The organism is Natrinema pallidum, assembly GCF_005890195.1.
Classification (GTDB): Archaea; Halobacteriota; Halobacteria; order Halobacteriales; family Natrialbaceae; genus Natrinema; species Natrinema pallidum.
Window position 1 is genome coordinate 1,125,652 of record NZ_CP040637.1, and the last position, 24,483, is coordinate 1,150,134.

Consider the following 24,483-nt stretch of genomic DNA (forward strand, 5'->3'; position numbering starts at 1 on the left):
GTGAGCGAGCTTTTTCGTGCAGATTTTTGAGGGGTGGTACGCGAGCGGCCGCTCCCACGACTCAGGGCGACCAGATCCCGTCTTCCCGATCGAGCAGCGTGACCACGACGACGTGTGGGAGGGTCAGCACGGCGATCCCGACCAGATAGACCGCGATGATGTCGGCGACGGTGGCGGGCGTTCGCGGGACGGCGAGCCAGATTCCGACGAGGACGGCCAACGCGGCGAGGGTCAACGGCGCTGCGTCACGGGCGAACCGGGACACGGCAGTCCGAATCGCCCCGCGCTCGAGGGCCGCGCTCGCGACGGGGTCCACGAGCATCGTTCTGAGGACGTGCCGGAGCGAGTGCCAGCAACAGAAGTAGAGGCCGATCGCGAGGATCGGCGGCACGGTGGCGAAGTAGCCGACCAGACCCAGCGTCTCGGCGGCGTCGACGAGCCACGGCCACCGCTCGCCGGGGCTCGTTCGACAGCCCCCGCGGAGGAGCGAGAGCGCGATCAGCGATCCGAACCCGATCATCACGGCCGCCCGACCCGTCGGTTCGAAGAGGGGATCGAGCGCGGTCGCCGCGCCGGGATCGAACACTCCGATGAGCGTCTCGGCGACGAACGCGTACTGCCCGGGAAAGGCGACCAGCGGGACGAGCATCGGGAGGCCGCCCCTGACGAGGAGGGCGAGTAGCCGACTGGCTCGCGTCTCGAGGTGGTCCGCGCCGACGAACTCGAGGAGCGCGTAGACATCGCCCTGTCCCCAGTGGACGAGCGTAACGAGAATGAACAGGATGAACGCCGCGACGGGTGCGAGGACCCAGACGAGCGCGTAGGCGGAGCCGAGGAGGAGGTAGAGGACGCCGACGAAGGCGAGCGATCGCGGCGTAACCGGGTCGCCCCGGACCCGCGGTAACACGAGGTGGTCGACGGCACCGTGGGGGAGTCCGAGAACGACGACGCTGAGCGCTAGCGGCACGTACTGGTAGACGAGCGGCGGCGACCCGAACGCGATCGTCGCCCCGGCAGCGACGGCGAGCAGCGAGCCGAAGCCAAAGGCCAGCCGAGCGGCGCGCGATCGACTCTCGGCGCTCGCTCGCGCGTCGGCGCGCCGGCCGATCGCGTCACCGGTCATCGGAACTCGTCGGCACCCGCGGTGCTGTGCTCGTCCACGCCGAACCGCTGCCGATTCGATCGAGCACCCAAACGTACATGGTGATCCCCTGAACGATGAAGAGATTGGTCACGAGGAAGAACAGCGCCTCCTCGATCGGGAGACCGAAGAGCGCGTGACCGGTGGTGTACGTGTCGGAGATGACCCAGACGCCGAGTTCGATCGCGATCCGGTCGACGAGCCAGAGGTACAGCGTCGGGACGGCGATCGCGACCAGCAGCGACCGGCGGATGGCCCACAGGTACGTCGACCCGAACCCCCACTGGAGAGCGAGGACCGGCCCGGCCCAGAGGAACAGCCAGCCCAGATAGTACGTGGCGGTGTCGCCGAGGAGTACCCAGCCGACGACGGCGATCGCCAGCCCGCTGGCGACGCCGAGCAGTCGGTGTGTTCGAGGAATCGCCAGCGACCGATCGGCGGACGGTCGTACCTGAAACAGCCAGAGCGCGGTCAGTATCGGCTGGAGGACGAAAAAGAGGTACTCCTCGAGTGGCGTGTGCCAGACGGTCGCGAGGACGGTCCCCTCTCCGTACCACCAGACGCCGACGGGGATGAGGCGGTTCGTAAACGGCGTCGTGTAGACGATGGCGAGGACGATCATGATGCCGAGTCCCGAGAGGGGGCAAACACCCCACCAGGTGCGGTCGCGCCGGATCGCGAGCCATCCCTGAATCAGGATTGGCGGCAGCAGGAAGGCGAGATGGATGCCGAAGTACGTGAACTGGTCGGTCATGGGCGGATCGACGTTCGCCATCGGTGTACGGGCGGAAACCGGAACCGCTGTGAACGGCAGTACGGACGGGAGCCGGATAGCGCCATATCCATACTGGTTCGGAACGATCGGGACACGCGATATAGATCGGTTCGGTCAGTCGTCGGCCGGAGCGAGTCCGGGTGTACTGGTGCCACAGTCCGCTCGGCCCGGATCTCTTCACCAGAGCGACACATAAACGAGTGGCCGTCCCGGGCCGGCTGCACACGAGCAGTACCGGAACAGCGTCCGGGTCTCTGCTATCGCGTCGATCGCCGGCACCGTCCGTCGGGAGTCGATGCAGCGACCTCAGGTCGGGGCAGCCGTCGGCGTCGCGACCCGCTCCAGGACGGAGCGGCTCTGGAGCAGGATCACGCCGAATCCGACCTTTGCCGAGAGGTCGAGCACCATGAACGCCGCGGTTTCCCAGTACAGCGGAAGGATGCCGAACGTCCCTTCCGTGCCGAGGATCCAGACCACCGGGTAGAGGAACCACAGCGCGATAACCAGGTTGCGGAGTCTCCCGAACAGCGATGCGACCTCGGGGGCCCGGTTGCGCGCGTTCTCGGAGAGCGTCCCGACGAGGACGTACAGCAGGGCGAGCAGAGCACCGGTGCTGATCGCCCACCAGGCGATCCGGGTACCCGGGGTGGACGAGAGCGCTGCGATCGCGCCGGTCCCGATCATGAAAACGTCGAGGCCGATCAGCGTCGCGATCGTGTTTCGGTTCGCCCCGGCTAGCAGCGAGAGGTCGAGCAACAGTAGCGGCGTCGTGAACAGCCAGTCGGCGTAGCGCGCCCAGTAGATCGTGAGCGCCTCGTCGCCGACCATGACTTCGGTGACGCCGAAGCCGGTCGCCATCGCGAAGTACATGGCAGCGGCGATGGTTGTGATGAAGATCGTGATGATATAGAACTCCTGCATTTTCCGATCACGAACGCCACGTCCGCGACCGACGAAGTACAGGGTTCCGAGGGTCATGCCGATCGTGCCGATCCATAGCCAAATGGATTCTGGGCCAACTGTTGCGGCCATGGGTGGTGCTAGAGCAGCGCAACACATATTGCTTGACCCTAACGAAAATAACCCTCATTGTAGCGTGTATGTCCAGAAGTTTGACGTGGAAGATGAAACCGCAGCGTATTTTGGGGCGTTCTGTGTTCGGTCGGATAGCCCGATCACAACGCTCCCTCCACAACCGATGACCTCGACTGATCCGAACGATCCGATTGCGGACGCACTCCTCGGCGAATCGACGTACGAACGACTCAGAGTGGAGCGATACGCGCTGATCAAGCGCCGCATTCCACAAAAACTCGTCTACCAGAGCGGCCTGCTGCTCGTGCTCGCGCTCGTCGTTCCGATCGTCGCCACCTATCCGTCGTCAGTACAAGCGACGTTCCCGGGCGGCGCTCCGCTGTGGTCGTCGCCGCTCGTCCTCTGGGTGGGGGTCTACGCCGGCGGCATCGAAGTGGGGACTGCAACCTGTCTCGTCGCGGTAGCGATCGCGCGTCAGCGGTACGAGCCCTCCCTCTCGGAGTCACAGGTACACACGCTACTAAACCTCGAGGACGTCGCGTCGATGTTCGGACTGGCGACCGGCGGCTTCGCGATCCTGATTACGGTCGGCTTCTTCCTGCTCGGCCACGCCGGCGTCGAGACCGTCACCGCCATCGTCGAATCCGCGCCACGAGATCCCTACGGACGGACCGGTATCCCGGTCCCCGTGATCGCCGTCGGTGCCGCGGCAGCGATCAGTTCCTGCGTCGTCTACGCCGCCGGCCGATACCTCTCCTCGGCGTAAGCGACGATCGGGATTCCTCGCGTATCATCGCAGCGGAACTCGAGCGAGCGACCGGACGAACCCGGTGACGACCGACCCCGCCGACGGAAAGGCTGCACCCGTACGGAAGGACAGCGTCGGTGGCGTGAACGTGGGCATATGATCAGGACACGTCGCAGACACCGGACCGTGTGCAGCTTCGACACGGGAAGAACAACTAGGTGTTTAAGGATTAGCTTCATATGTGGAATGATCGTTCAGACATAACGTGATCAACGGAGTGATTCCAACGTATGAGCGTAGATAGGACGACGTTCGTCTTCTCGGACGCGGAGCGGACGAACGAGGCGTTCGTCACGGATCGCCGCTCGCTCGAGGCGATACGCGAACGGATCGTCGCCGACGTTCGAACCCGGGTCGCCGACGCGGGGGCGACCGGCGTCGTCGTGGCGATGAGCGGCGGCCTGGATTCGACGCTGACGACAGCGCTCGCGGTCGAAGCCGTGGGCAACGAGAACGTGCTCGGACTGGGGCTGCCCTGTCACAAGACGGACGGGGCTCACGTCAGCGATGCCCGGACGCTCGCCGAGGGACTGGGAATCGATTACGAAGAGATTCAGTTGCGGCCGCTCCTCGAGGCGTTCGATGGAACGGTCGCGGACGAACTCGAGTCGGTAGCGAACGAGCGCGGGCAGCCCGACGAACGCACCACCGAGGTCGGCAACGCCGTCGCGCGGCTGCGGATGGTCACCGCGTACTACGCGGCGAACCGCCAGTCACGGCTCGTCCTCGGCACTGCGAACCGTTCCGAGCGGTTGCTGGGCTACTTCACGAAGTATGGAGACGGCGGGGCCGACGCCTATCCGATCGGCGACTGCTACAAGACGGAGGTCCGCGCACTCGCGAGACACATCGGGCTCCCGCGACGGATCATTTCCAAGGAGCCGACGGCTGGGTTCTCGGCCACGCAGACCGACGCCGACGACCTCGGCGCGCGCTACGCGGTCATCGATCCGCTCCTGTACCGACTCGTCGACGCGGAACACTCCCTCGAGGAGGCCGTCGCCGACCTGCGAATCGACCGCGAAACGGCCGCCGAGATCGCAGCCCTGCACGCCGCTACCGCCCACAAACGGACGACCCCGCCGACGCCGGGGCTCTGCGGCCGCGACGATGGCCGCGCCGGCGACCGAACGGACGCTCTCGAGTAACGGTGGCGGTTTGCGGGCGGGACACCGCGTCGCTCGTGGCGGAGGCGACTCCGATGGGACGGCCTCACCGATCCGTTTCAATGGCGTACATGTCCGGGTTACGCCACCAGAACAGCCCCCACGCCAGCAGGAATCCGGCGGCCATCGCGAGGACGTCCTGCAGGAACGAGGACAGTCCCAGATCGATGATGGCCGCGAGCGCGACCGCCGAACCCAGCGCCGCGCCGGCCACGACGAAGAGGATATCCCCGACGACCCGCGCACGCGAATGGTCCCAGTAAGACTGGCGCTCCTCGTCGTACCAGATGCCAACGTAGATCAGTACCGGCGACATGATCGCGATGACCGTGACCGACCGATACGCCTCGGGGAGCACCGTCGGTACCAGAACGAGTAGGTTGAGCAGATTCGCACCGAGTGCTGCCAGAAACAGGCCGATCAGCAGCCATCCCCACCGCGGGAGCCGCTCTTTGTCCATATCGAATCCGCACTCCCCGAGAAAATAACCCTGACGTTCTCGCCGTTATTCGGCACAGCAGGCGTCTTTCTTCGGGGACTCCTCGACGCCCCCGTTTCCGTCGGCCGCGACCGGCTCCTCGAGCCGATAGAGGCTCTGCCGGGCATCCGCGAAGTAGATGTCCTCGTCGACGATCCCGATCTCTTCGAGGCGCTCGAGGGCGTATCGTACCGTCCGAGCCGAGAGCATGGATTCCTCGACGATCTGTTTCTGCGTCAGCGGCCCGTCGTACTCGAGGACCTTGAAGACGAGTTTCGCGCTCGGTGGCAAGTCTTCGATCTCCTCCCCGTCGGTCTCTGCCATATTACGATTCGAAAGGCCCCAGAAGTATAAAAGTTGAGCCTTACCGATCGGGAACGACGATAGATTGCAACATGTTCTAACGAGTAAAGTGCCGAATAAGGCGCTGAGGGTCAGGATAGTCGTCTCATCGCCGAACGAAACGAAGATGTCGAGTCCGACGAGAGTCGGCGAGCGTGATCCGTTCGACGACGGGATGTGCGAGCGCCGTCGAGTCCTCACCCGTCGGTCCGGCCGCTCCCCGATTACCCCTCGCCGATCATCCGGTCCTCATCGGCCCACTCCCGCTGGCGGAGTTCGTACTTCTGTGTCTTCCCGGTCGCGGTCTTGGGTAACTCTGACACGTATTCGACCCGACGAACGACCTTGTAGCTCGCGAGCTGTTCACGAGTGAACGCCGTCAACTCGTCGGCCGACACCGGCGGATCGGCCGGATCGCCGTTCGACGGCACGACGAAGGCCTTCGGCGTCTCGCCCCACTCGTCGCTCGGTGCCGGGATCACCGCCGCGTCCGCGACCGCCTCGTGGTCGAACAGCGTGTCCTCGAGTTCGATGCTCGAGATGTTCTCGCCGCCGGAGATGATGATGTCCTTCTTGCGATCGCGGATCGCGATCATGCCGTGCTCGTCGATGGTTGCGAGGTCACCCGTGTGATAGTAGCCTTCGACGCGGTCGTTGAACGCTTCCTCGGTCGCGTCGGGCTTGTTCCAGTACCGATCCATGATCTGGTTGCCCCGGACGACGATCTCGCCGAGGGTCTGATCGTCGCGGGGGACGTCGGTCCCGTCTTCGTCGACGACCCGAACGTCGGTCCCGAGAACGCCCATCCCCTGGCGCTTCTTGATCTCGAAGCGGTTGTCGTCGGTCATGAGCCGCTTCGCGTCGGAGATCGTGATCAGCGGCCCCGTCTCGGTCGCGCCGTAGAGGTGTTTCAGGTACCAGCCAAAGCGGTCCTCGACGGCCCGAATCGTCGCCTCCGGCGGCGCGCTGCCGGCGGTCGTGACTCGGACCCGGCTCTCGCCGGTCATCGCCGGCTCGCCCTCGCTCTCGTAGTAGTCGATCAGCTGGTTGAGCACCGCGGGAGCGGCACAGAGGAAGGACACGTCTTCCTCACGGATCGATGAGACGACCTCGTCGGGGTTGACCCCGCGCGTACAGACGTGGGTCGCACCCATGCCCGTCACTGCGTAGATGTGTCCCCAGCCGTTGACGTGGAACATCGGAAGCGTCCACAGGTAGGTGTCGTCGTCTGTGATCTCGTGATAGATCGACATCAGATAGGCGTGGATCGTCTCGGTCCGATGCGTACGACAGACCCCCTTCGGATCGCCCGTCGTCCCCGAGGTGTAGTTGATCGTGATGATCTCGTCCTCGGCCATCTCGGGCCGGTCGAACTCCGTTCCGGCCGCCGACACGACGGCGTCGAAGTCCTCCCACGTTCCGTCGGACGCGTCCGACGCGGCTCGCTCGGCGTCGCCGTCCCCAACGGCGTCGATATCGTTCGTGATGAACGTTTCCGTCGGCACCTCGTCGCGAATCGCCTCGATCTTGTGGGCGTACTCGTAGTCGGCAAAGATCGCGTCGACGCCCGCATCCGACAGGATGTACTCGTAATCGTCCGGCTCGAGCCGGTAGTTCAGCGGCGTATGCACGGCCCCGATCTGCATCGCGCCGAAGGCCGCCTCGAGGTGGTAATGCGTGTTCGGGTCGAGGACGGCCACGCGGTCACCCTTCTCGATACCGCGCTCCTGGAGCGCCGCGGCGAAGCGATCCGCGCGCTCGCCGAACTCCGCGTACGTAAACCGGTCGCCATCGGCCCCCACGACCGCCTCCTGCTCCCCGTAGTGGTCCCGTGCCTGCTCAAGGAAGTCCGTGACAATGAGTGGCGTTTCCATACGGAGACGCATTCGGATATGGATCGTATAGTGATTTCGTTTATCATCGATCAGGCAGATTATCGACGCGGACCGTCGGCGGCGCGTTTCGTCCCTCGAGGAGACGCCGGGCTATCGACGACTCGCGTCGGCGGCAGCCGCCGCGGTGAGAACAGGACGCTACAGCTGTTTCCAGACGTCTTCGTCGTCCTCGAACCCGTCCGGATCGTCGGGCGCGGCGAACTCGTCGCTCGGATCGAGTTCCAGAATCTCCTCGGTGGACAGGTCCCGGTCGCCGTCGATCACGTCCGGTTGCTTCTCGAGGTCCATCTCCGGCCAGGCGGTTTCCTCCCAGAGACCGCGATCGCTGTAGTAGTAGACGACGCCGTCGTTGACGACCGCGAACAGCCCCCGCTGGGTGTCGTGGACGACCCGCTCGTTGGTGTCGATCGCGACGTCGACGACGTCCTCGAGCGTGTCGAGCGAAACGTGATAATCGCCGATCCACATCGGGATCGAGCCCCGGGAGATCCACTCGGCGTAGCGCTGTTCGTGGACCGCGCGGCGAGCGCCCTCGACATCGGTCGGCGAACGTCGGGCGACGATCGCCGCCCCGGCCAGCGAGAGCGTCCCGAGCACCGACAGCCCGCCGACGAGCGCCGGGCTCCGGGACTCCGTCGTACGGACCGTTCCGCTCCGATGGCTGTTCGAGGCGGAGTCGGAGAGCTCCCCCTCGAGCCAGTAGGCGTCTTCCGTGATCGTCACCGGCGTCGTGCTCGTGAGGGTCCCCTGATGGCGTCCCGTCTCGTACTCGACGCGGAGCACCATCTGGAGGTCGACCGAGCCGACGCCGCTGATCTCGCGCTCGAGTTGGCGCTGGCGCTGCCGGTAGGACTCGAGGTCGATCGTCGCTTGCGACGTCGCGACGCCGTTGTCGACCGAGGGCGACTCGCGGAGCACCTGATGGGTTTCGTTCCAGAACGGAGTGCTGTCGCGCTTCGCTTCGAACCGAAGTCGCAGTTCGTGGGTGACTTCCCCCTCCTCGATCGGCGTCCCGCTGGTTTCGTTTCGGAGCGTCGTCCTCGGTTCGACGGTGAGCTCCGGTGTGGCGTTCAGAAAGTACACCGAGCTATCGGTGAGTTCCTCGCCCTCGGTCCAGAGCGTCCCGCTCTCGGTGACGACGGCGCTCGTGTCGGCGTCAACCGCGACCCGTTCCTCGCCGAACTGGGGTGCGGTCGTCGTTTCCGGGTTCGCGACGGCCCAGCCGGTCGCGCCGATCGCGAGCAGCCCCACCGCGAGCAGCGCGATCGTGATCGTCCGGCCCTGTTTGGCCAGCAGCAACTCGAGACGCGGGTTATCGAGCATTCGTTGTCCCCCGGGTTCGGACCCCATGTCCGAGCGCATTCGGTGGCCGAACCGTCCACTTTCGAACTGGTCGGTCACCGAGACAATTCATACGTGAGTGAAGGAAATGAACCACTATAAGCGTAGCGGCCTCGCGGTGCTAGTCCCGGTTTCTGCGCCACTTGCGAAGCTTTCGGTGGAGCCGTGTCGACAACGGGATGTGATCACCAGCGGAGCGAAACCGGATGTCGTTACTGCCGAAGATCACGAGCACGATTCCGACGGCGAGCCCGACGACGACGCCGTTTACCACCGCGATCGCGACGAGCGGATGGAGATCGTGGAGCCAGAACAGGACGGACGGCGGCAACACGGCGAGATAACGGTACTCGCCGAGGTGACGCGTATACTCGCCCGTCTCCGCGGGGGCTGACAGTGAGATCGTCGTCTCGCCACTGTCGCGGATACCGACGGTCTGCCGTGCCGGGTCCGCACTGATACTGCGGCTTTCGGCCTCGTGAACGACCGCGATCGGCAGATACCCCGAGTTGTCGACGGTGCGGGTGAGCGTCGCCGTCTCGCCGGGGGCGACGATCTGTGGATTGTCGTCCGGCGACTCCGAACTGATGAGTTCGTACTCGGTCGTCCCCGAGGGAACGACCATCGCCGCGGTCGCAAACGTGACGAACACGAGCAAGACGAGCCCGAGCGCGGTCCAGAAGGCGATCACGTTCTCGCGCGATCGCGATCGCCTCGTGTCGCGCTGGGATGGGCCGAGCCGCTCGAAAAGCGTTCCGAAGCCGAGCAGTGCGACGCCGAGCGCGACCATGAGCGCACCGAGGCCGTTCGCGGACATCGTCGCCAGGCCGAACACCGACGCGACGACGCCGGCGGCCGACGCTGCGACCCCCTGAATCCCCACCACCGCGGTCCCGAGTTGTGGGATCGTTACCACGGTCCCCCCCGGCTGCCAGACTTCGGCGACGATCTGGCCCTCCGTGACGTGGGGTTCGCCGCCGTCCTGATCGGTAAACGGGTTCGCGTCGCCTTTCGTAACGTACCCTTCCTCGGTTTCGCCGACGACGCGGTGGGTCGTCAGCCCGCCGTCGTGGAGGGTTCGAGCCTGGTAGACGACGATATCACCCTCCTCGACATCACCGGCAACGAGGCTCGGAATCGCCACGAACCCGTCGCCCGTGTCGATCGTCGGCTCCATGCTCCCGGTCGCGACGTACCCGAGCAGGATCGGCTGACCGAGCAGTTGGCCGACTATCAGCAGGAGGACGGCCAGCACGAGGACGAGACCGAGCCCTCGCTTTGCGAGTCCGACGGCGGTCATGAATCAGTTGGTGACACGGTCATGGTCGGCTGACTGTTCAAGTACTGTTTCTTTCGGATCCAGCAGCATAAAGGTCGCGAGAGTACGACCCGAGTCGCGACGATTCGCGAGCGCAAAGCGCGATCCACCACCGTCACAAGGTACGGACCGCCCTCCGACCGCGTGCTAGCGGAGGAACGCCCACCGGCGGTTCGCAGCGATCACCAGGATCAACAGTCCCGCCGTCGCCGGCGGAGCGAGCGCCGCCGTCGTCGCCGGCGAGAGTTCCCGATCCCGGATCGAAAACGCCGCGCGCTCGACGGATACCGTGCCCGCGGACACGCCGCTGATGGCGGTCTCGTACGTTCCGGGCTCGTCGAACCGGCGCTCGAAGGTCACCGTCCGCTCGCCGTTCGCCGGAATCGAAACGGCCCGACTATCGACGACGATTCCGTCGACCGCAACCTCGAGCGTGCGCGTGGCTCGCTCGTCGGTTGGGTTTTCGACCGTCGCTTCGATCGTCGTCGACTCGCCGACGGTGATGTCGGGATCGACGACGGTCGCGTTGACGATGTCGGCCGCCGGCCCGTCGACGGTCACCGACGCGCTCCCCACCCCCTCGATACCGACATCGTACGTCCCGGGCCACTCCATCGACCGCTCGAACGTGACGTGCTGGGATTCGCCGGGCTCGAGGGTAATCGTCCGCCGATCGACCACGGTCCCGTCGACGGTCAGGGCCGCGGTCACCGAAGTCGTCGTTTCGCCGTCGTTTCGATACGTCGCCGCCACCGTCACCGTCTCGTCCGCCTCCACCGTCGTGGGTGACAGCTCGAACCCCGAGCCGCCAACGGCCGTCGATTCGGTTGGGGGCGATCCGCTCGAGCCCCCTGTGGACCCCCCTGGCATTGTTTCGCCGTCCGCGTATTGGACCGTGATCGTAAACGTCTCCGTCCCGGACCGCGCGATGTGCGTATCGACCGCGACGCCGATACGCGCGACGGTTCCGGCCGACGGCTCGAGCGGGCGTGCCTCGCTGACCGTCGCCGTCGGCTGGTCGTTCCGATAGAACGTGAGCCCGGGGATGTCGTGGTCGATCCAGATCCGCTTGACCGCGTCATCGGTGACGGCGATCCTGAACACGTCGTTCGCACGCGTGACCGAGCGGTCGTTCAGGGCTTCGAGGTCGAGTTCGAGTTCACCGTTCTCGACGGCCGCGTACTGTCCGTTGGCAGCGTCCCCGGACTCGAGAATAACGTCCTCAGTAGCGTTGTCCGCACTCATCGTCAGTGCCGCCGTTGGCACGATGAGCGAGATCAGCAGCGTGGCCACGAGTAGATAGTAGTACGATTTCATATAGCAGAACCGGACTCGATCGGCCACCGATACGCGGCTCGCAACTGTCAGTCCAGTACGACCAGGTTATGCGGAACTGGCCACGACGGTCACTTCCGAGAGGTACCCGCTGATACTCGTGCTCGGATCGAAGCTCGAGCCCGGATTCGCAACACCGATGACCAACGAGACCTCCTCGTTCGGGTCGGATCCGCCCGTCGCATCCAGGGAGACCGAAAAGCCGTTCGTTCCGTCGCCGACGATCGAGTTATCGTTTTCGTCGGTGAACGCGTACTCGATCGTGAGCGAGTTACTATTCCCGTCGGTGATCGTGTTTTCGATCACGGCATCGTAACTATCCAGAATCGTCGGCGACGTCTGGATGGTCCCGTCCTTCGAGTACACACTCAGGTTGACGCTGTTCGAACCGTTGTTGATCGTCCGGAACAGCGGACTGAACGTCGTCTGTGCGCCGACGTTTATGCCGGAACTGTTCCCCAAGTTGTCGAACGCCAACTCGAGCGTCCCGTTCGTAATCGATGACGCTTCTGTATATTCGTTGCCATCCGCATCACTGGTATCGAACGCGAGCGCACTGGATTCGTCTCCGGCGACGGCGACGGAGACGGTCCGGTCCGCCTCGACGCTACTAAACGCGCCCGTTCCGAGCGCAGCCCCGCCACCCGCAACGATCGTTCCCAGTCCGACTAACACATTTCGTCGATTCATGTTCATGGTTGATATCTCCGTGCTACGTCCAAGCACCGATCGTCGGGGGGTGCTGGAACGCAGTTCCTATTCACGACCACGACCCCTACCCACTTTGTATTGAGTACCCGGAACCGGCGAAAGACCGGCCATACAGCCGTTCAAGGCGGTCTTGAACGCGTTCTCCCGGGCCTCGATACGAACAAGTGCCGCCTGAAACACTGCCGCGGGCGAAGCGAGACGACGTGATAGCAGCCGCCGTGTGGGACGTTCGATTGCCGACAGCACACGAGTCGGGCGGGGACGAACGCCGATTTGGCCGATCAGCGCTCGTCTTTCCGCGTTCAGCGGTCGGAGTGACCGGGTGGGGGCTCGATCAAGTGGTACTTGAGACGGCCGTTCTCAGTTATGATAATAGAACTATCTCGCGTATTTTTATATGTTTCTTCCGGGTAGCCTGAATAGAGCTAATGGTGGGTACACAACGTCCATCCCAGAGTCGGGAAAACGACCCTGGGGAGCGAGGGGCAAGTTCGATAATCGGGATCCTGTTGCTGTTTACACTCGTTATACTGGGGGCAGCAGTGGTGTTCGTCGCCGGGTCGGCGATGTTCGATGCGATCCAGACACAAGTGAACTCCGAACAGACACAGAAGTTCGTCGAAGAAACGGACCAGGGGATCATGACGGCCGCGACGACGGGCAAGAACCAGCCGCTGCCGATCGACGAGATGCAGGCGGAAAAACCGATGATCACGGACGATGGGTCGATCAACGTCACGTGGTACAACGAAACGGGGCCGAGTTGCTCGACCGGCGAGAAGAGTCTCCGCACGCTCGAGTTCGACCTCGATGACCGGACGATCGCCCATCAGGGTGGCGGCGTCTGGAAGAAGGCAAACGGGCGGACCACGGTCGTTTCGGAGCCCCAGATCGGGTACGACGGTGAGACGTTACGACTCCAAATCCTCCAACTCGAGGAGGGCGATTTCGGTGCCTCCGAAGCGGTGGCGAAAGCCGACCACAGCAAGGCGACGGATCTGACCGAGGAGATCAATGACGTCGCCCAGAACTGTCCGAACGGGACGAGCGTCAAATTCACGATCGAAAGCTCCTATCACGAGGGATGGTATCAGTACCTCGACTCGGAGTTCGGAACGGAAGCGAACGTGACCCGAGACGGAAATGCGGTGACAGTGAAACTCACCGATGTCAGAGAGCCGTTCGACCCTGCGAAGTTCATCGTCAAAGAGGACCACGGTCTTCGGGGTCCCGGTGGCAAGGCGCTGGCGGAGGACCAACGACTCGCACGCTCTCTCGCCGGAACGGGGAACGGCGGCGGAAAAGGCGGCAATGACGTCTTCAGTATTAAAACGACGATCAAGAACGTCGGGCAGCGAGACGAAAGCCAAGATATCACTGCAACGATCTGGGATGACGAACTCAACAAGAAGCTGTTGACGACCACCCATCCCGATCTCTCAGTTCCCAAAAACGGCGGGGAACGGACCATCGGCCATCCGGAACTCAAGTTCGAACTCGATGCGGCCGCGAAAAAGAAACTCGACCACGGTGAGACGTACAAGTACATCATCGAAACCGAAGACGACCGGACCGATACGCCCGGTACGTTCTACGTCGGCACGCCGGACCCGTACTTTAACGTCTCGAATGCCAGCCACGAAATCGACGAGAACGTGACGATCACCGCGGACGTACAGAACATCGGCGTCGAGAACGCGAGCGCGGACCTCGAGAACGCGAGCGCGGACCTCGAACTCGAGTATCTCGACGACGAGACCCCGGATGCGTATAAACGAATCAGTCCGAATACCGTCAACGGCTCGTACGGTGCGACGACGACCGTCGAATGGACCATCAACGCGAGCCGGATGATCCGAGGGGACTACGAATACAGCATTACCACCGACGACGACACGTCGGTCACGAGGACGTTCACCCTCAACTCGGGCGTCGATCCGAGCGACACGGAACTCGTTCTGGACGCCGGGAACGAGGTCAACGTCTCGGTTATGGGGACCGAAGTGTCGGCAGAACGGCCAACTCGTGAGGAACGAGCACAACTCGTTGACGGCGATAAAGCAAACGGAAAGTGGAAAAAGAGCGGTCGAGGTGAATGGGGCTTCACCAATCAGGGTTGGAATGCGAACGGCGGGTGGAGGTCCGATGGAGATTTGCGGTGCAGCTACTATTGCGACGAGCCGACGGAGATCTGGTGGGACGACGATGGCGGCTGGGACCTCGAGTGGACCAAGAGCAGATACGGCGACTGGTCCTGGAACGGGGCAGGGTCGTGGGAACAACACCGCGTCTACAACAAGCGATGGGCACCGGTGACGACGGAGATCATCACGCAACCGGTCGACGAAAACGGACAGTCGATCGGCGAGTCGAACACGATCCAGCCGGAGAGTTGGGGAAGCGAGAACTACGAGTCGTACCGATCGCCGGAAGACCAGAACCTCAACACCCACGATACGAGAGACAAGATCTGGAAGTACAACTTCACGACGGAGGATCGAATCAGCCTCACGCTGAGTTCGACGTTGTACAGCTGTAGCAATTACCGGAAGACGAACACCGATCTGTATACCGACGGTGAGTATTACCCGTATCACGACACGTGGTCGAAATACGACGGTAACGGCTACTGGGACCACTACGACTGTGCGAATATGTACGGGAAGTCGCTCGAGGTGGACGCAACGACCGACTCGAACAAGGCAAACGTCCGTGTCAGGAGCAGTGAAAACAACACGGTGCCGGAGCTACGGGCGGGACATCAGCGCCAGGAGAGTGCTGACGAAGTGCTCGAACGCGGAGAGAAGGACCTGTTCGGTGGCAAACTCGAGAACGGAACGGGATATCTCGACCTCGAAAAAGGACAGGAGTTCGTCTTCATGTACGAACTCACCGAGGAAGCGCCGGCCAACAAGGACCCCGAGGAGTTCTGGAACGAAGCCGAGGAAACCGACACACCGGGGGACCCGAACTTCAACGACGTGATCGTCCTCGTCGAAGTCGACGAGATTCCGACTGAAGATATCGTCTCCCCAATACCCGTCGGCGAGGGCGGGGAGATCGTCGATGTCGGACGCGGGGAGTCGGATAACGACTCCAGTGATCAATCCGGATTCGACTCCGGCGTCGAGGTCGATACGGACAAGATCATCATCGGCTAACGACCGCCGGCGGTGAGACGGCTGGTTCGGACACCAATAGTAATCCTTTTGCCCGGTATTATTACTACTGTTATAACTCAGTGGTTCGAAATAGGAATCCAACTGAACGATCGTTCAGGCGGGAGACGTTCGCTATCCGCGTCTTGGGTGGGGATGTCCACGATAGATGATCTGTCATAAATTGGTACTAGTGACAGTCAGCGCAGGTGTAGCAACAAGCGTTATGTATCAACAGCGCCGATATTCATACTGAACAGGGGATGGCAACGACCAGCGAAAGCAACCCGAATGCGCCGGACGGGACGGGTCAAGACGACCAATTATCGGCGGGTGAAATCTTCGACCTGCTGAGCAATCAGCGTCGCCGGTACGTCATCCACTACTGTAAGCGCGAGGACGAGCCGGTTCCGATCGGTGACCTCGCCGAACACGTCGCTGCCTGGGAACTCGAGAAGGATGTCGCGGAGGTCACGTCCGCCGAACGAAAGCGGGTCTACACGTCGTTACAACAGTCGCACTTGCCCACCCTCGATCGCGCCGACGTGATCGCGTTCGACGATCGGACGATCGAACTCACGGACGAGGCGGCCGAGTTGGACGTCTACCTCGACATCGTGCCCGGCGACTCGATCCCCTGGGGGACCTACTATCTGGGGCTGGCTGCGGTCGGGTCGGTCGTGATGGGTGGGTTGTGGCTCGAGGTGATTCCGACCGAAACGGTCCCGGAACTCGGCTGGGCCACGCTGGTGGTCGGGCTTTTCGCCGCCTCCGCGGTCGTCCACGTGATCCAAAACCGACGGCTGCGGCTCGGTGAGATGGAGCGGCCACCGTAACTCATGAACGCGTTCACCAAACTCGCAGTCGTTTTCCTCTTCATCGGAGCGGTGCTACTGGCCGGACCGGTGTTCGGGTTTAGCTCACTAGCGGCGAATCGGGGAGCCGACGTTGCAGTCGGCGGGAGTGACGCGTTGATCGGTGTCGATGCGACGCACCTCACGCTCGACGGGCCAGGTGACGAAGCGACGGTCTCGATCGAGAACAATGCGGGACGGCGACTCGCTCTCGAGGCCGAGGATACGACGGGACCGGACTTGCAGGTCAACGGGCAGTTGTCGGGCACGCTCGCGGCAGGGGAGAGCCTCCAGGCGACGGTTTCGTGCGACGGCGGGGGGACGAGCGGCACTGATTCGGGAATCATCACCGTAGCCGAAGCGATCAGCGACGACGGTTCGATCACCGTTCGGGAGGCGACTCTCCCGGTCACGGTCGACTACGAGTGCACTGGCGGCAAACCCGGAACGCCCCCAGGACAGCCGAGCGACGACGACACCGTCATCGAAGCCGGCGGCAAATCCAACGACGAAATCGACAGCGAGGGGACTGTCTGGATCGGCGACAACGGCAAGGCGAACGACGAGGTCAAGGCAGACGGCGACGTCTCGATCGGCACCGGTGGAAAAACGAACGACGAAGTCGAGGCGGGCGGCGACATCGTCACCGGCGACGACTACACCGCAAACGGTGAACTCTCCGCCAGGGGCGATATCTCGACCGGGACCAACGCCAAGATAAACGACGAAGTCGAGGCGGGTGGCGATGTCTCGATCGGCGACGGCGGCAAAACCAACGGGGAGGTCACTGCCGGTGGCAGCATCTCCACTGGGGACGGTTACACCGCGAACGGCGAACTCACCGCGAGCGAGGATATCACCGTCGGGTCGGGATCGAAGATTCAGGACGAGATCAGTGCCGGTGGGGACATCCATATCGGTAGCGGGTCCAAAATCGACGGCGAACTGGATGCGGGCGGCGACGTCTACGTCGGTGACTCCGTGACGTTCAACGACGACGTCACGGCCGAGGGAACGGTCTACGTCGGGTGCGACGTCAGGTTCAACGGCGATTTCGCCGCCGGCTCCGTGGTCGACGAGTGCTGAAGCCGTGCCGCGCGACGGTCCATACCGAGCGCGGAACGCTCGAGCGAACGGTTCCCGGGTGCGATTCGTGTCCGACGATGCGAACCCCTTTTCACCACTGACAACAGAGTTCGGACTATGTCGACCGAATCGATCAGCGACCGGCGCGAGCACATCCGCTCGGTCAGCGTGACGGCGTTATCCGCGCTACTGGGTGTCGGTGCAGCGCTGGCATCCGCAACCTGGGTCGGCCTGTCAAAGGCGGCGGCACAGGACACGCAGGCGCTCGCGTTCGTTCTCGGGGCGATCCTCGTCCAATACGTCCTCATCAACCTCTCGGGGATCTACGGCGAGGACGAGTTCGGGGCGAAACACTACCTGTTCATCGCGTTCATGACTTTTTCCCTGTGGTTCGTGACGTGGGGCATCCTGCTGACCGCGGAGGTCACGGGGTAGCATGGCCGACGACAGCATCGCCGTCGTAGACCTAGACCGGTGCCAGCCGGATCGGTGTGGCTACGAGTGCAAGAACTACTGTCCGCCGAACCGCACCGGCAAGGAGTGTATCACCCTCCGGGGCGAGGAGGCCAACGAGGGCCAGCCCGAACAGATCCACATCTCCGAGGAGATCTGTCTGGGCGAGAGCTGTGGCATCTGCGTCGAGAAGTGCCCCTTCGACGCCATCGAAATCATCAACCTCCCACAGGAGCTGCAGGACGAGCCGGTCCACCGCTACGGCGAGAACGCCTTCTCGCTGTACGGGCTCCCGGCACCACAGGAGGGGCAGGTCACCGGCATTTTAGGGCCAAACGGGATCGGGAAGACGACCGCCGTCCGTATCCTGGCCGGCGAACTCGAGCCCAACCTCGGTCGCCACGACGAAGAACCGGGATGGGACGAGGTCCTCGAAGCCTATCGCGGGACCGAACTGCAGGATTACATCGCCGACGTCCGCGACGGCGATATCACGATCGCACGGAAGCCACAGTACGTCGATCAGATCCCGAACAGCTTCGACGGCAACACCCGACAACTGCTCGAGCGGACCGACGAGCGCGGCGTGCTCGACGACCTCGTCGAGCGACTCTCGCTCGGCCCCGTCATGGAGCAATCGATCGACGACCTCTCGGGCGGGGAACTCCAGCGGGTCGCCATCGCGGCCACGCTGGCCCGCGATACGGACTTCTACTTCCTCGACGAGGTGACGCCGTATCTCGACATCGGACAGCGCGTGACCGCGGCGCGGCTGATCCGCGAACTCGCCGAGGAGGCGGACAAGTCGGTGCTGGTCGTCGAACACGACCTCGCGATTCTCGACCTGCTCGCCGACACGCTCCACGTCGCCTACGGTGAGCCGGGTGCCTACGGTGTGATCACCTCGCCCAAGTCCGTCCGCAACGGGATCAACGAGTACCTCTCGGGCTATCTCGAGAACGAGAACATGCGGATCCGGCCGGACCCGATCGAGTTCGAGGAGCACGCGCCCCGAAGCGCGACCCACGCCGATGCGCTCGTGGAGTACCCCGACCTCACGAAGAGCTACGGCGACGGCGAGTTCAGCCTCGATATCGAGGGCGGGACGATCCGGGAAAACGAGGTGCTGGGCATCGTCGGTCCCAACGGGATCGGGAAGTCGACGTTCGCGAAACTGCTGACCGGCAACCTCGAGTCCGACGCGGGTGACACCGATCTCGATCTGGATATCTCGTACAAACCCCAGTACGTCACCATCGACCAGCACATGCGCGTCGACGCGTTCCTCTCGTCGATCACCGACCAGTTCGGCTCCTCGTACTGGAACACGGAGATTGCACAGCCACTCCAACTCGAGCGGATCATGGAGCAGAACCTCTCCGATCTCTCCGGCGGCGAGCGCCAGCGAGTCGCCATCGCGGCCTGCCTCTCCGATTCGGCCGACCTCTACCTGCTCGACGAGCCCTCCGCACACCTCGACGTCGAACAGCGGGTGCAGGCCACCAAGGCGATCCGCCGCTACGCCGAACAGCAGGATGCCACCGTGTTGGTCATCGACCACGACATCTACATGATGGACCTGCTCGCCGACCGGCTGATGGTCTTCGACGGCGAACCGGCCGTCCACGGTCGCGCCGGCCAGCCCCAGCCCATGCGCGACGGCATGAACGAGTTCCTCGCGAACCTCGAGGTCACGTTCCGCCGGGACGAGCGCACGTCCCGACCGCGGATCAACAAGCCCGAGTCTCAGTTGGATCGCCAGCAGAAAAGCGACGGCGAGTACTACTACGCGCCGTAGGTCGTCGACTCGAGTCGTAACCGTTGCAATCGCGGCGGGCGGAACGCCGATGATTAACTAATCAGGCGCTGACAGCTGCCACAGAGGTGTTCCTCTTTGATGTCGACCTCGCGGACGGTCGGCGAGAAGTTCATGACACAGCGGTTGTTATCGCAGTGCTCGAGGCCGTAGGTGTGCCCGATCTCGTGGACGATCTCCTTGCGGACGCGGTCCTCGAAGATGTCGGCGGCGCTTTGGTTCGAGAAGCCGCCGTCGCTCGAGGTCTGGAGCCGGTACGTCGAGACGACGCTCCCGCTGCCGTCGAGGTAGGCGAGCCCGAAGACGTAGTTCCGTCGCCGGTAGAAGAGATCCTGTGGCGTAATCGCGATATTCTTCTCGCCGCGGCCGACCCGTTCGGCGAGTTGGATGAACGTTTCCGCGGAGTACTGGTTCCGATCGGAGTCGTAGGCTCCGTTCGGGATCGACTGCGAGTCGTTGACCGACACGTCGCAGTCGTAGACCGATCGCAACGCGGTGGAGGCCGCCCGCTTGACCTCGGCGGGGACGTTGCCGACCGGCACGATATCGACGAGCATAGCAAGGGCTATGACCGCGGGTGTCATAAACGTCCCGCCGTGGCCCACTCGCGCCGGAATCCCGATGCAATGATCGATTACATTGACGAGTACGATCAGGTCGTCGAGGTCGGGATCGGCCATCGGGCCGATCTCGCTCGAGCGCTCGCCGAACGCGGGGTGTCGGTCACCTCGACGGATGTCCACGACCGCGACGTTCCGGACGGCGTGGCGTTCGTCCGCGACGACATCGTCGATCCCGATCCGTCGGTCTATGCCGGCGCGGACGCGGTGTACGCGCGGAATCTGCCGCCGGAACTCCACCGGCCGGCGCTGGCGGCTGCTCGAGCGGCTGACGCCGACTTCCTCTTTACGACGTTGGGCGGCGATCAGCCCGCAGTGCCGGTCGAACGGGTGACGATTGAAGCGGGGACGCTGTACGTCGCTCGCGGGCCGCCGGGGTGACGGCCCGTCCGCTTCGGGACCTGGTCCTCATCGGCGTCGCACCGTTCGTCTCGTGGGTGTGGGACGACGCGTTCTACGCGTTCGGACTGGGAAGCGCGGCGCTCCTGCTCGTGGGCGGTCCGGTGCCGTTCCGCTGATCGTCGCACGCCCACGGTCGAATACCGGTCGCCTTTATCCTCGCCGGCCCGTTCCCACGAGTATGAACGCAGACGCAGTCGTCCTGGATATCGACGGCGTGCTCGTCGACGTCGCCGACTCCTACCGGCGGGCGATCGTCGAATCCGTCGACGCGGTCTACGGCCGGACGATTCGTGCGGACGACATTCAGGAGTTCAAGGACGCGGGCGGGTTCAACAACGACTGGGAGCTCACCCACGCCGCCGCGCTCTACATCCTCGCGGTCGAAGAAGGGTACGGCGAGTCGCTCGAGGCGTTTACCGACGAGATCGCCGCTGCTGGCGGCGGGCTCGAGGCGGCCGAGGATGTCGTCCGAGGGGCGATCGGCGCGCGGGCGACCCAGCGCGTGACCGACCGCTGGAACCGCGACCGACTGCGCGACGTGTTCCAGCAACTGTACCTGGGCGACGAACTCTATCGCGGACTCGAGGGCGGCGAGCCGGATCTCGAGCGCGATACGCCGGGATTCATCCACGACGAGCCGGTGGTGATCGAGCGCTCGGTCCGCGATCGGCTGCTCGCGGACTACGACGTGGGCGTCCTGACCGGCCGGCCGGAAGCCGAGGCCGAGATCGCCCTCGATCGGGTCGGTCTCGACGACGCGGTTCCGGTCGAGCACCGCTTCACGATGGACGACTGGGAGGAAGGGAAACCCCATCCGCACGCGCTAACGACCCTCGCGGAGCGGTTCGAGGCCGATGCGGTCGTCTTCGTCGGCGACACGCTGGACGACGTTCGGACGGCGGGTAACGCCGGCGAGGCAGACCCCGATCGCGAGTACCGCGGAATCGGCGTCCTGACCGGCGGGCTGACCGGCGAGGAGGGACGGCGAAAGTACGAGCGCGAGGGTGCGGCTGCCGTCCTCGAGTCGGTAAACGACCTGCCCGAGTGGCTCGAGTCGTAGTCGCGAGCCGGGGACGCGACGGCGGGGGACGCGCTACTCGTCCAACCGGCGACAGGAATCGAAACGATCGTCGGTCAGGTAGACGGTCCCGTCGCGAACGGCGACCGCGATCGAGTCGAGCGCGTCGCCCCGGCAGGGTCCCGCCGTACAGACGCCGTCGTCGCACTCGAAGCGCGCGCCGTGTTCGTGACACACCAACTGATCGTCGCGGACGATCGCCCCCGGCCCCGGATCGAGGCGGACGTCGGGCTTGTGCGGACACGAGTTCCGCCACGCTGCGACCTCGCTGCCCTCTCGCCGAAGGATTAGTTCCGTCCCGCGACGGTCGCGCCGGGCTTCACACCGGAGCGTCCCGTTCGTCGGGACGGCCGCCAGCGGGGCGATACGGCGGGGGTCGTCGTCGCCACTGGCCCCCGCAGCGCCGACCGCATCGTCCGACTCCCCGTCGGTTCCGCCGTCGACGCTGAATCGAAACGTCGCGTCGCCGGTCGACACGTCTCCCTCGTCGTCGTAGATGCGAACGGCCCTCGATTCGTCGGTGCTCTCGAGGGTCACTCGCACGGAATCGCTCATACCCTTCGTTTTCGGCCAGCCTAAAAATGCGTTCCGGACCGAGGGTCCGGGTATGCGGACGCGGGCGAGCGGATTCGGTCCGCGAAAACGCGCGACATTCCTTTATAGCGGCCGCCGGAAAGGGGCGATATGGACGACGACGTTACCGTCGACGTGGAGGTTGAAGTCGAAGTGGACTCGAACGAACTCGAGATCGAAGTCGGCGACGAACGCGAGTTCGAGGGCGAACTCGAGGCCGATGGGCTCTCGATCGAGGTCGAAGCGGAGATCGAGGTCGCGGGCGAAACGGAAGCGGACGGCGACCCCGACATGGACGCGACGGACGAACCGGAGACGACCGAAGAGGACTGATCGGGAGTACCCGGCCCGACCGGGTGTGATTTTCGCGCGTGTCGAAAAACGCTATGTGCTGGCCCCGGTACGCCACCGCATGGCCTGGACGGTGATGCCGACCTACGACGACTACGAGACCGCCCGTGCGGCGTTCGCGTGGGACCTCCCCGACGAGTACAATCCCGCCGTCGATTTCCTCCGCAAACACGAGGACACGAGTCGGACGGCCCTGCAGTATGAGTCCCCCGACGCCGGGCTCGAGACCTACTCGTTCGACGACCTTGACGAGCGATCGGATCGCCTCGCGGCCGCGCTCGCCGACCTCGGCGTCGCGGCCGGCGATCGGGTGGGCGTCGTGATCCCGCAGAAACCACAGAACCCGCTGACTCATCTCGCGAACTGGAAGCTCGGTGCGGTCTCAGTACCGCTGACCGTCCTCTTCGGTCGCGATGCGCTCCAGTACCGTCTCGAAGACAGCGAGGCGACCGTCGCCGTCGTCGACCCGAGCGTCCGGGAGACCGTCGACGAGATCCGCGCGGCGTGTCCCGCACTCGAGCACGTGATCGAACTCGGCGACGGTGAGTCGGTCCGGAGCGGGGCCCACGCGTTCGATGAACTCCTCGCGGCCCACGAGCCCGGGATCGACGTCTACGACTCGACGCCCGAGACGCCGACGGCGATCATGTACACAAGCGGCTCGACCGGGCCGCCGAAGGGCGTCCGCCATAGCCACGCGCTCTGGCTCGGGCGGGCCGCGGCGGCGTACAACTACTTCGACCAGGGGCTGCGAGCGGGCGAGTCGACGCTGTGGACCCCGGCGGACTGGGCGTGGGGCGCGGCGCTGGGCGGCACGCTATTCGCGGCGTGGCACCACGGCTGTCCGGTCGTCGGCTGGCCCCGCGACGGGTTCGACCCCGACGAGGTCTACGCCCTGCTCGAGCGTCACGACGTGACCGCGACCTTCATGCCGCCGACCGCGCTCCGGATGCTGATGGGCGTCGACGACCCAGACGCGCGGTACGATCTTTCGCTCGAGACCATTGCCTCGGCCGGCGAGCCGCTCACGTCTGAGGTCGTCGACTGGGTCGACGCGGCGTTCGAAGACGTCGCGATCAACGAATTCTACGGGCAGACCGAACTCAACCTCGTCGTCGGCAACGCCGAGCGCTGGTTCGACACGCAGCCGGGGAGCATGGGCAAACCGTTCCCCGGCTACGAGATCGCGGTGCTCGACCCCGAGACCGGCGAGCGACTCGAGCGCGGTGCGGTCGGCGAACTCGCGGTGAAGCCGGGCGATCGGCGGGTCTTCTTCGACGAGTACCATGGCCTGCCGGAGAAGACGGCGAACAAGCGGACCGAGGATGGGTGGTTCCTGACCGACGATCTCGTCGAGCGTGACGCGGACGGCTACGTCTGGTTCCATTCGCGGGCCGACGACGTAATCCTCACCAGCGGGTATCGCGTCGGCCCCATGGAGGTCGAGGACGCGATTCTCACGCACCGGGCCGTCGAACAGGCGGGCGTCGTCGGCGTTCCGGACGACACCCGCGGCGAGGCGATCAAGGCCTTCGTCAAGCCCACGACCGACGACTACGACCCCGACGGACTCCGCGCGGAGATTCGGACCCTGGTTCGCGACCGACTGGCCGAGTACGAGTACCCCCAACACATCGAGTTCGTCGAGCGGCTGCCGACCACGACGACCGGCAAGATCCGTCGTCGCGCCCTGCGAGAGCGCGACCGACCCGGCGAGGAGTGAGCCGCGGCGATCGACAGCTATCGT

General features: G+C 64.3%; 24 protein-coding genes. 12 read left to right on the forward strand and 12 right to left on the reverse strand.

From position 1 onward, the window contains the following. Positions 1-61: 61 nt before the first annotated feature. The 3 genes from FGF80_RS05455 to FGF80_RS05465 all read right to left on the reverse strand — a co-directional run bounded on the left by FGF80_RS05455 (position 62) and on the right by FGF80_RS05465 (position 2,948). Positions 62-1,123, reverse strand: a complete 1,062-nt coding sequence (locus FGF80_RS05455; RefSeq protein WP_138652681.1) for a Brp/Blh family beta-carotene 15,15'-dioxygenase — start codon at positions 1,121-1,123, stop codon at positions 62-64. Continuing rightward, entirely contained in the window at positions 1,113-1,895 is a 783-nt protein-coding gene (locus tag FGF80_RS05460) for a lycopene cyclase domain-containing protein (protein WP_138652683.1), read from the reverse strand. The genes FGF80_RS05455 and FGF80_RS05460 overlap by 11 nt, the downstream gene beginning before the upstream one ends. Positions 1,896-2,222: 327 nt before the next feature. Further along, entirely contained in the window at positions 2,223-2,948 is a 726-nt protein-coding gene (locus FGF80_RS05465) for a bacteriorhodopsin (protein ID WP_138652685.1), read from the reverse strand. Between the two features lie 166 nt (positions 2,949-3,114). Here FGF80_RS05465 and FGF80_RS05470 point away from each other — a divergent pair, with 166 nt between their 5' ends. Both FGF80_RS05470 and FGF80_RS05475 read left to right on the forward strand, forming a co-directional pair. Beyond that, complete coding sequence (locus tag FGF80_RS05470) at positions 3,115-3,717, forward strand: hypothetical protein (RefSeq protein ID WP_138652687.1); 603 nt, start codon at positions 3,115-3,117, stop codon at positions 3,715-3,717. Between the two features lie 272 nt (positions 3,718-3,989). Continuing rightward, complete coding sequence (locus FGF80_RS05475) at positions 3,990-4,907, forward strand: NAD+ synthase (protein WP_138652689.1); 918 nt, start codon at positions 3,990-3,992, stop codon at positions 4,905-4,907. Between the two features lie 64 nt (positions 4,908-4,971). On the opposite strand, the gene FGF80_RS05480 is transcribed toward FGF80_RS05475, so the two are convergent. The 7 genes from FGF80_RS05480 to FGF80_RS05510 all read right to left on the reverse strand — a co-directional run bounded on the left by FGF80_RS05480 (position 4,972) and on the right by FGF80_RS05510 (position 12,330). Further along, positions 4,972-5,385, reverse strand: coding sequence for a hypothetical protein (locus FGF80_RS05480; protein WP_138652691.1), 414 nt, complete (start codon positions 5,383-5,385; stop codon positions 4,972-4,974). A gap of 45 nt (positions 5,386-5,430) precedes the next feature. Then, positions 5,431-5,727 (reverse strand): MarR family transcriptional regulator, encoded by a 297-nt coding sequence (locus tag FGF80_RS05485; protein ID WP_006186143.1) that lies wholly within the window; start codon positions 5,725-5,727, stop codon positions 5,431-5,433. Positions 5,728-5,969: 242 nt separating this feature from the next. Then, positions 5,970-7,619, reverse strand: a complete 1,650-nt coding sequence (locus FGF80_RS05490) for a long-chain-fatty-acid--CoA ligase (protein ID WP_138652693.1) — start codon at positions 7,617-7,619, stop codon at positions 5,970-5,972. A gap of 159 nt (positions 7,620-7,778) precedes the next feature. Then, the gene (locus FGF80_RS05495; protein ID WP_175416987.1) at positions 7,779-8,963 is read right to left on the reverse strand and encodes a DUF5305 domain-containing protein; all 1,185 of its coding nucleotides are present in this window, start codon (positions 8,961-8,963) and stop codon (positions 7,779-7,781) included. 139 nt (positions 8,964-9,102) lie between these two features. Further along, positions 9,103-10,281 (reverse strand): signal peptidase I, encoded by a 1,179-nt coding sequence (locus tag FGF80_RS05500; RefSeq protein ID WP_138652695.1) that lies wholly within the window; start codon positions 10,279-10,281, stop codon positions 9,103-9,105. A 165-nt stretch (positions 10,282-10,446) separates the two neighbouring features. Then, positions 10,447-11,616, reverse strand: coding sequence for a CARDB domain-containing protein (locus tag FGF80_RS05505; protein ID WP_006186139.1), 1,170 nt, complete (start codon positions 11,614-11,616; stop codon positions 10,447-10,449). Between the two features lie 66 nt (positions 11,617-11,682). Next, the gene (locus FGF80_RS05510) at positions 11,683-12,330 is read right to left on the reverse strand and encodes a hypothetical protein (RefSeq protein WP_175416988.1); all 648 of its coding nucleotides are present in this window, start codon (positions 12,328-12,330) and stop codon (positions 11,683-11,685) included. A 443-nt stretch (positions 12,331-12,773) separates the two neighbouring features. Between FGF80_RS05510 and FGF80_RS05515 the strand changes: the two genes are divergently transcribed. From FGF80_RS05515 to FGF80_RS05535, 5 genes are all read left to right on the forward strand, one after another. Continuing rightward, positions 12,774-15,506 carry a DUF7289 family protein gene (locus FGF80_RS05515; RefSeq protein WP_455429713.1) on the forward strand — a complete coding sequence of 911 codons (2,733 nt, stop codon included), beginning with the start codon at positions 12,774-12,776 and terminating at the stop codon, positions 15,504-15,506. Positions 15,507-15,766: 260 nt separating this feature from the next. Next, the gene (locus FGF80_RS05520) at positions 15,767-16,339 is read left to right on the forward strand and encodes a DUF7344 domain-containing protein (RefSeq protein ID WP_006186136.1); all 573 of its coding nucleotides are present in this window, start codon (positions 15,767-15,769) and stop codon (positions 16,337-16,339) included. A 3-nt stretch (positions 16,340-16,342) separates the two neighbouring features. After that, positions 16,343-17,443 (forward strand): hypothetical protein, encoded by a 1,101-nt coding sequence (locus FGF80_RS05525; protein ID WP_138652699.1) that lies wholly within the window; start codon positions 16,343-16,345, stop codon positions 17,441-17,443. A 117-nt stretch (positions 17,444-17,560) separates the two neighbouring features. After that, positions 17,561-17,878, forward strand: a complete 318-nt coding sequence (locus FGF80_RS05530; protein ID WP_006186134.1) for an EMC6-like membrane protein — start codon at positions 17,561-17,563, stop codon at positions 17,876-17,878. Position 17,879: 1 nt separating this feature from the next. Next, on the forward strand, positions 17,880-19,694 hold the full coding sequence (locus FGF80_RS05535) for a ribosome biogenesis/translation initiation ATPase RLI (RefSeq protein WP_006186133.1): 1,815 nt from the start codon (positions 17,880-17,882) through the stop codon (positions 19,692-19,694). Positions 19,695-19,747: 53 nt separating this feature from the next. Here the strand turns inward: FGF80_RS05535 and FGF80_RS05540 are convergent, their stop codons facing one another. Further along, positions 19,748-20,269, reverse strand: coding sequence for an archaemetzincin family Zn-dependent metalloprotease (locus FGF80_RS05540; protein WP_006186132.1), 522 nt, complete (start codon positions 20,267-20,269; stop codon positions 19,748-19,750). 39 nt (positions 20,270-20,308) lie between these two features. Between FGF80_RS05540 and FGF80_RS05545 the strand changes: the two genes are divergently transcribed. The 3 genes from FGF80_RS05545 (at position 20,309) to FGF80_RS05550 (ending at position 21,794) form a co-directional block, all read left to right on the forward strand. Next, positions 20,309-20,713 carry a UPF0146 family protein gene (locus tag FGF80_RS05545; protein WP_269150344.1) on the forward strand — a complete coding sequence of 135 codons (405 nt, stop codon included), beginning with the start codon at positions 20,309-20,311 and terminating at the stop codon, positions 20,711-20,713. Beyond that, a complete protein-coding gene (locus FGF80_RS19060) occupies positions 20,710-20,850 on the forward strand; it encodes a hypothetical protein (RefSeq protein ID WP_175416989.1) in 141 nt (46 codons plus the stop codon). Before FGF80_RS05545 ends, FGF80_RS19060 begins: the two co-directional genes overlap by 4 nt. Before the next feature lie 62 nt (positions 20,851-20,912). Continuing rightward, positions 20,913-21,794: a TIGR01548 family HAD-type hydrolase gene (locus tag FGF80_RS05550; protein ID WP_138652702.1), complete on the forward strand. Its 882-nt coding sequence runs from the start codon at positions 20,913-20,915 to the stop codon at positions 21,792-21,794. A gap of 33 nt (positions 21,795-21,827) precedes the next feature. Here the strand turns inward: FGF80_RS05550 and FGF80_RS05555 are convergent, their stop codons facing one another. Next, entirely contained in the window at positions 21,828-22,367 is a 540-nt protein-coding gene (locus FGF80_RS05555; protein ID WP_138652704.1) for a Rieske (2Fe-2S) protein, read from the reverse strand. 129 nt (positions 22,368-22,496) lie between these two features. Between FGF80_RS05555 and FGF80_RS05560 the strand changes: the two genes are divergently transcribed. Further along, the gene (locus tag FGF80_RS05560; RefSeq protein WP_006186128.1) at positions 22,497-22,718 is read left to right on the forward strand and encodes a hypothetical protein; all 222 of its coding nucleotides are present in this window, start codon (positions 22,497-22,499) and stop codon (positions 22,716-22,718) included. A gap of 79 nt (positions 22,719-22,797) precedes the next feature. After that, positions 22,798-24,459 (forward strand): acyl-CoA synthetase, encoded by a 1,662-nt coding sequence (locus tag FGF80_RS05565; RefSeq protein ID WP_138652706.1) that lies wholly within the window; start codon positions 22,798-22,800, stop codon positions 24,457-24,459. The last annotated feature ends 24 nt before the right edge of the window (positions 24,460-24,483 follow it).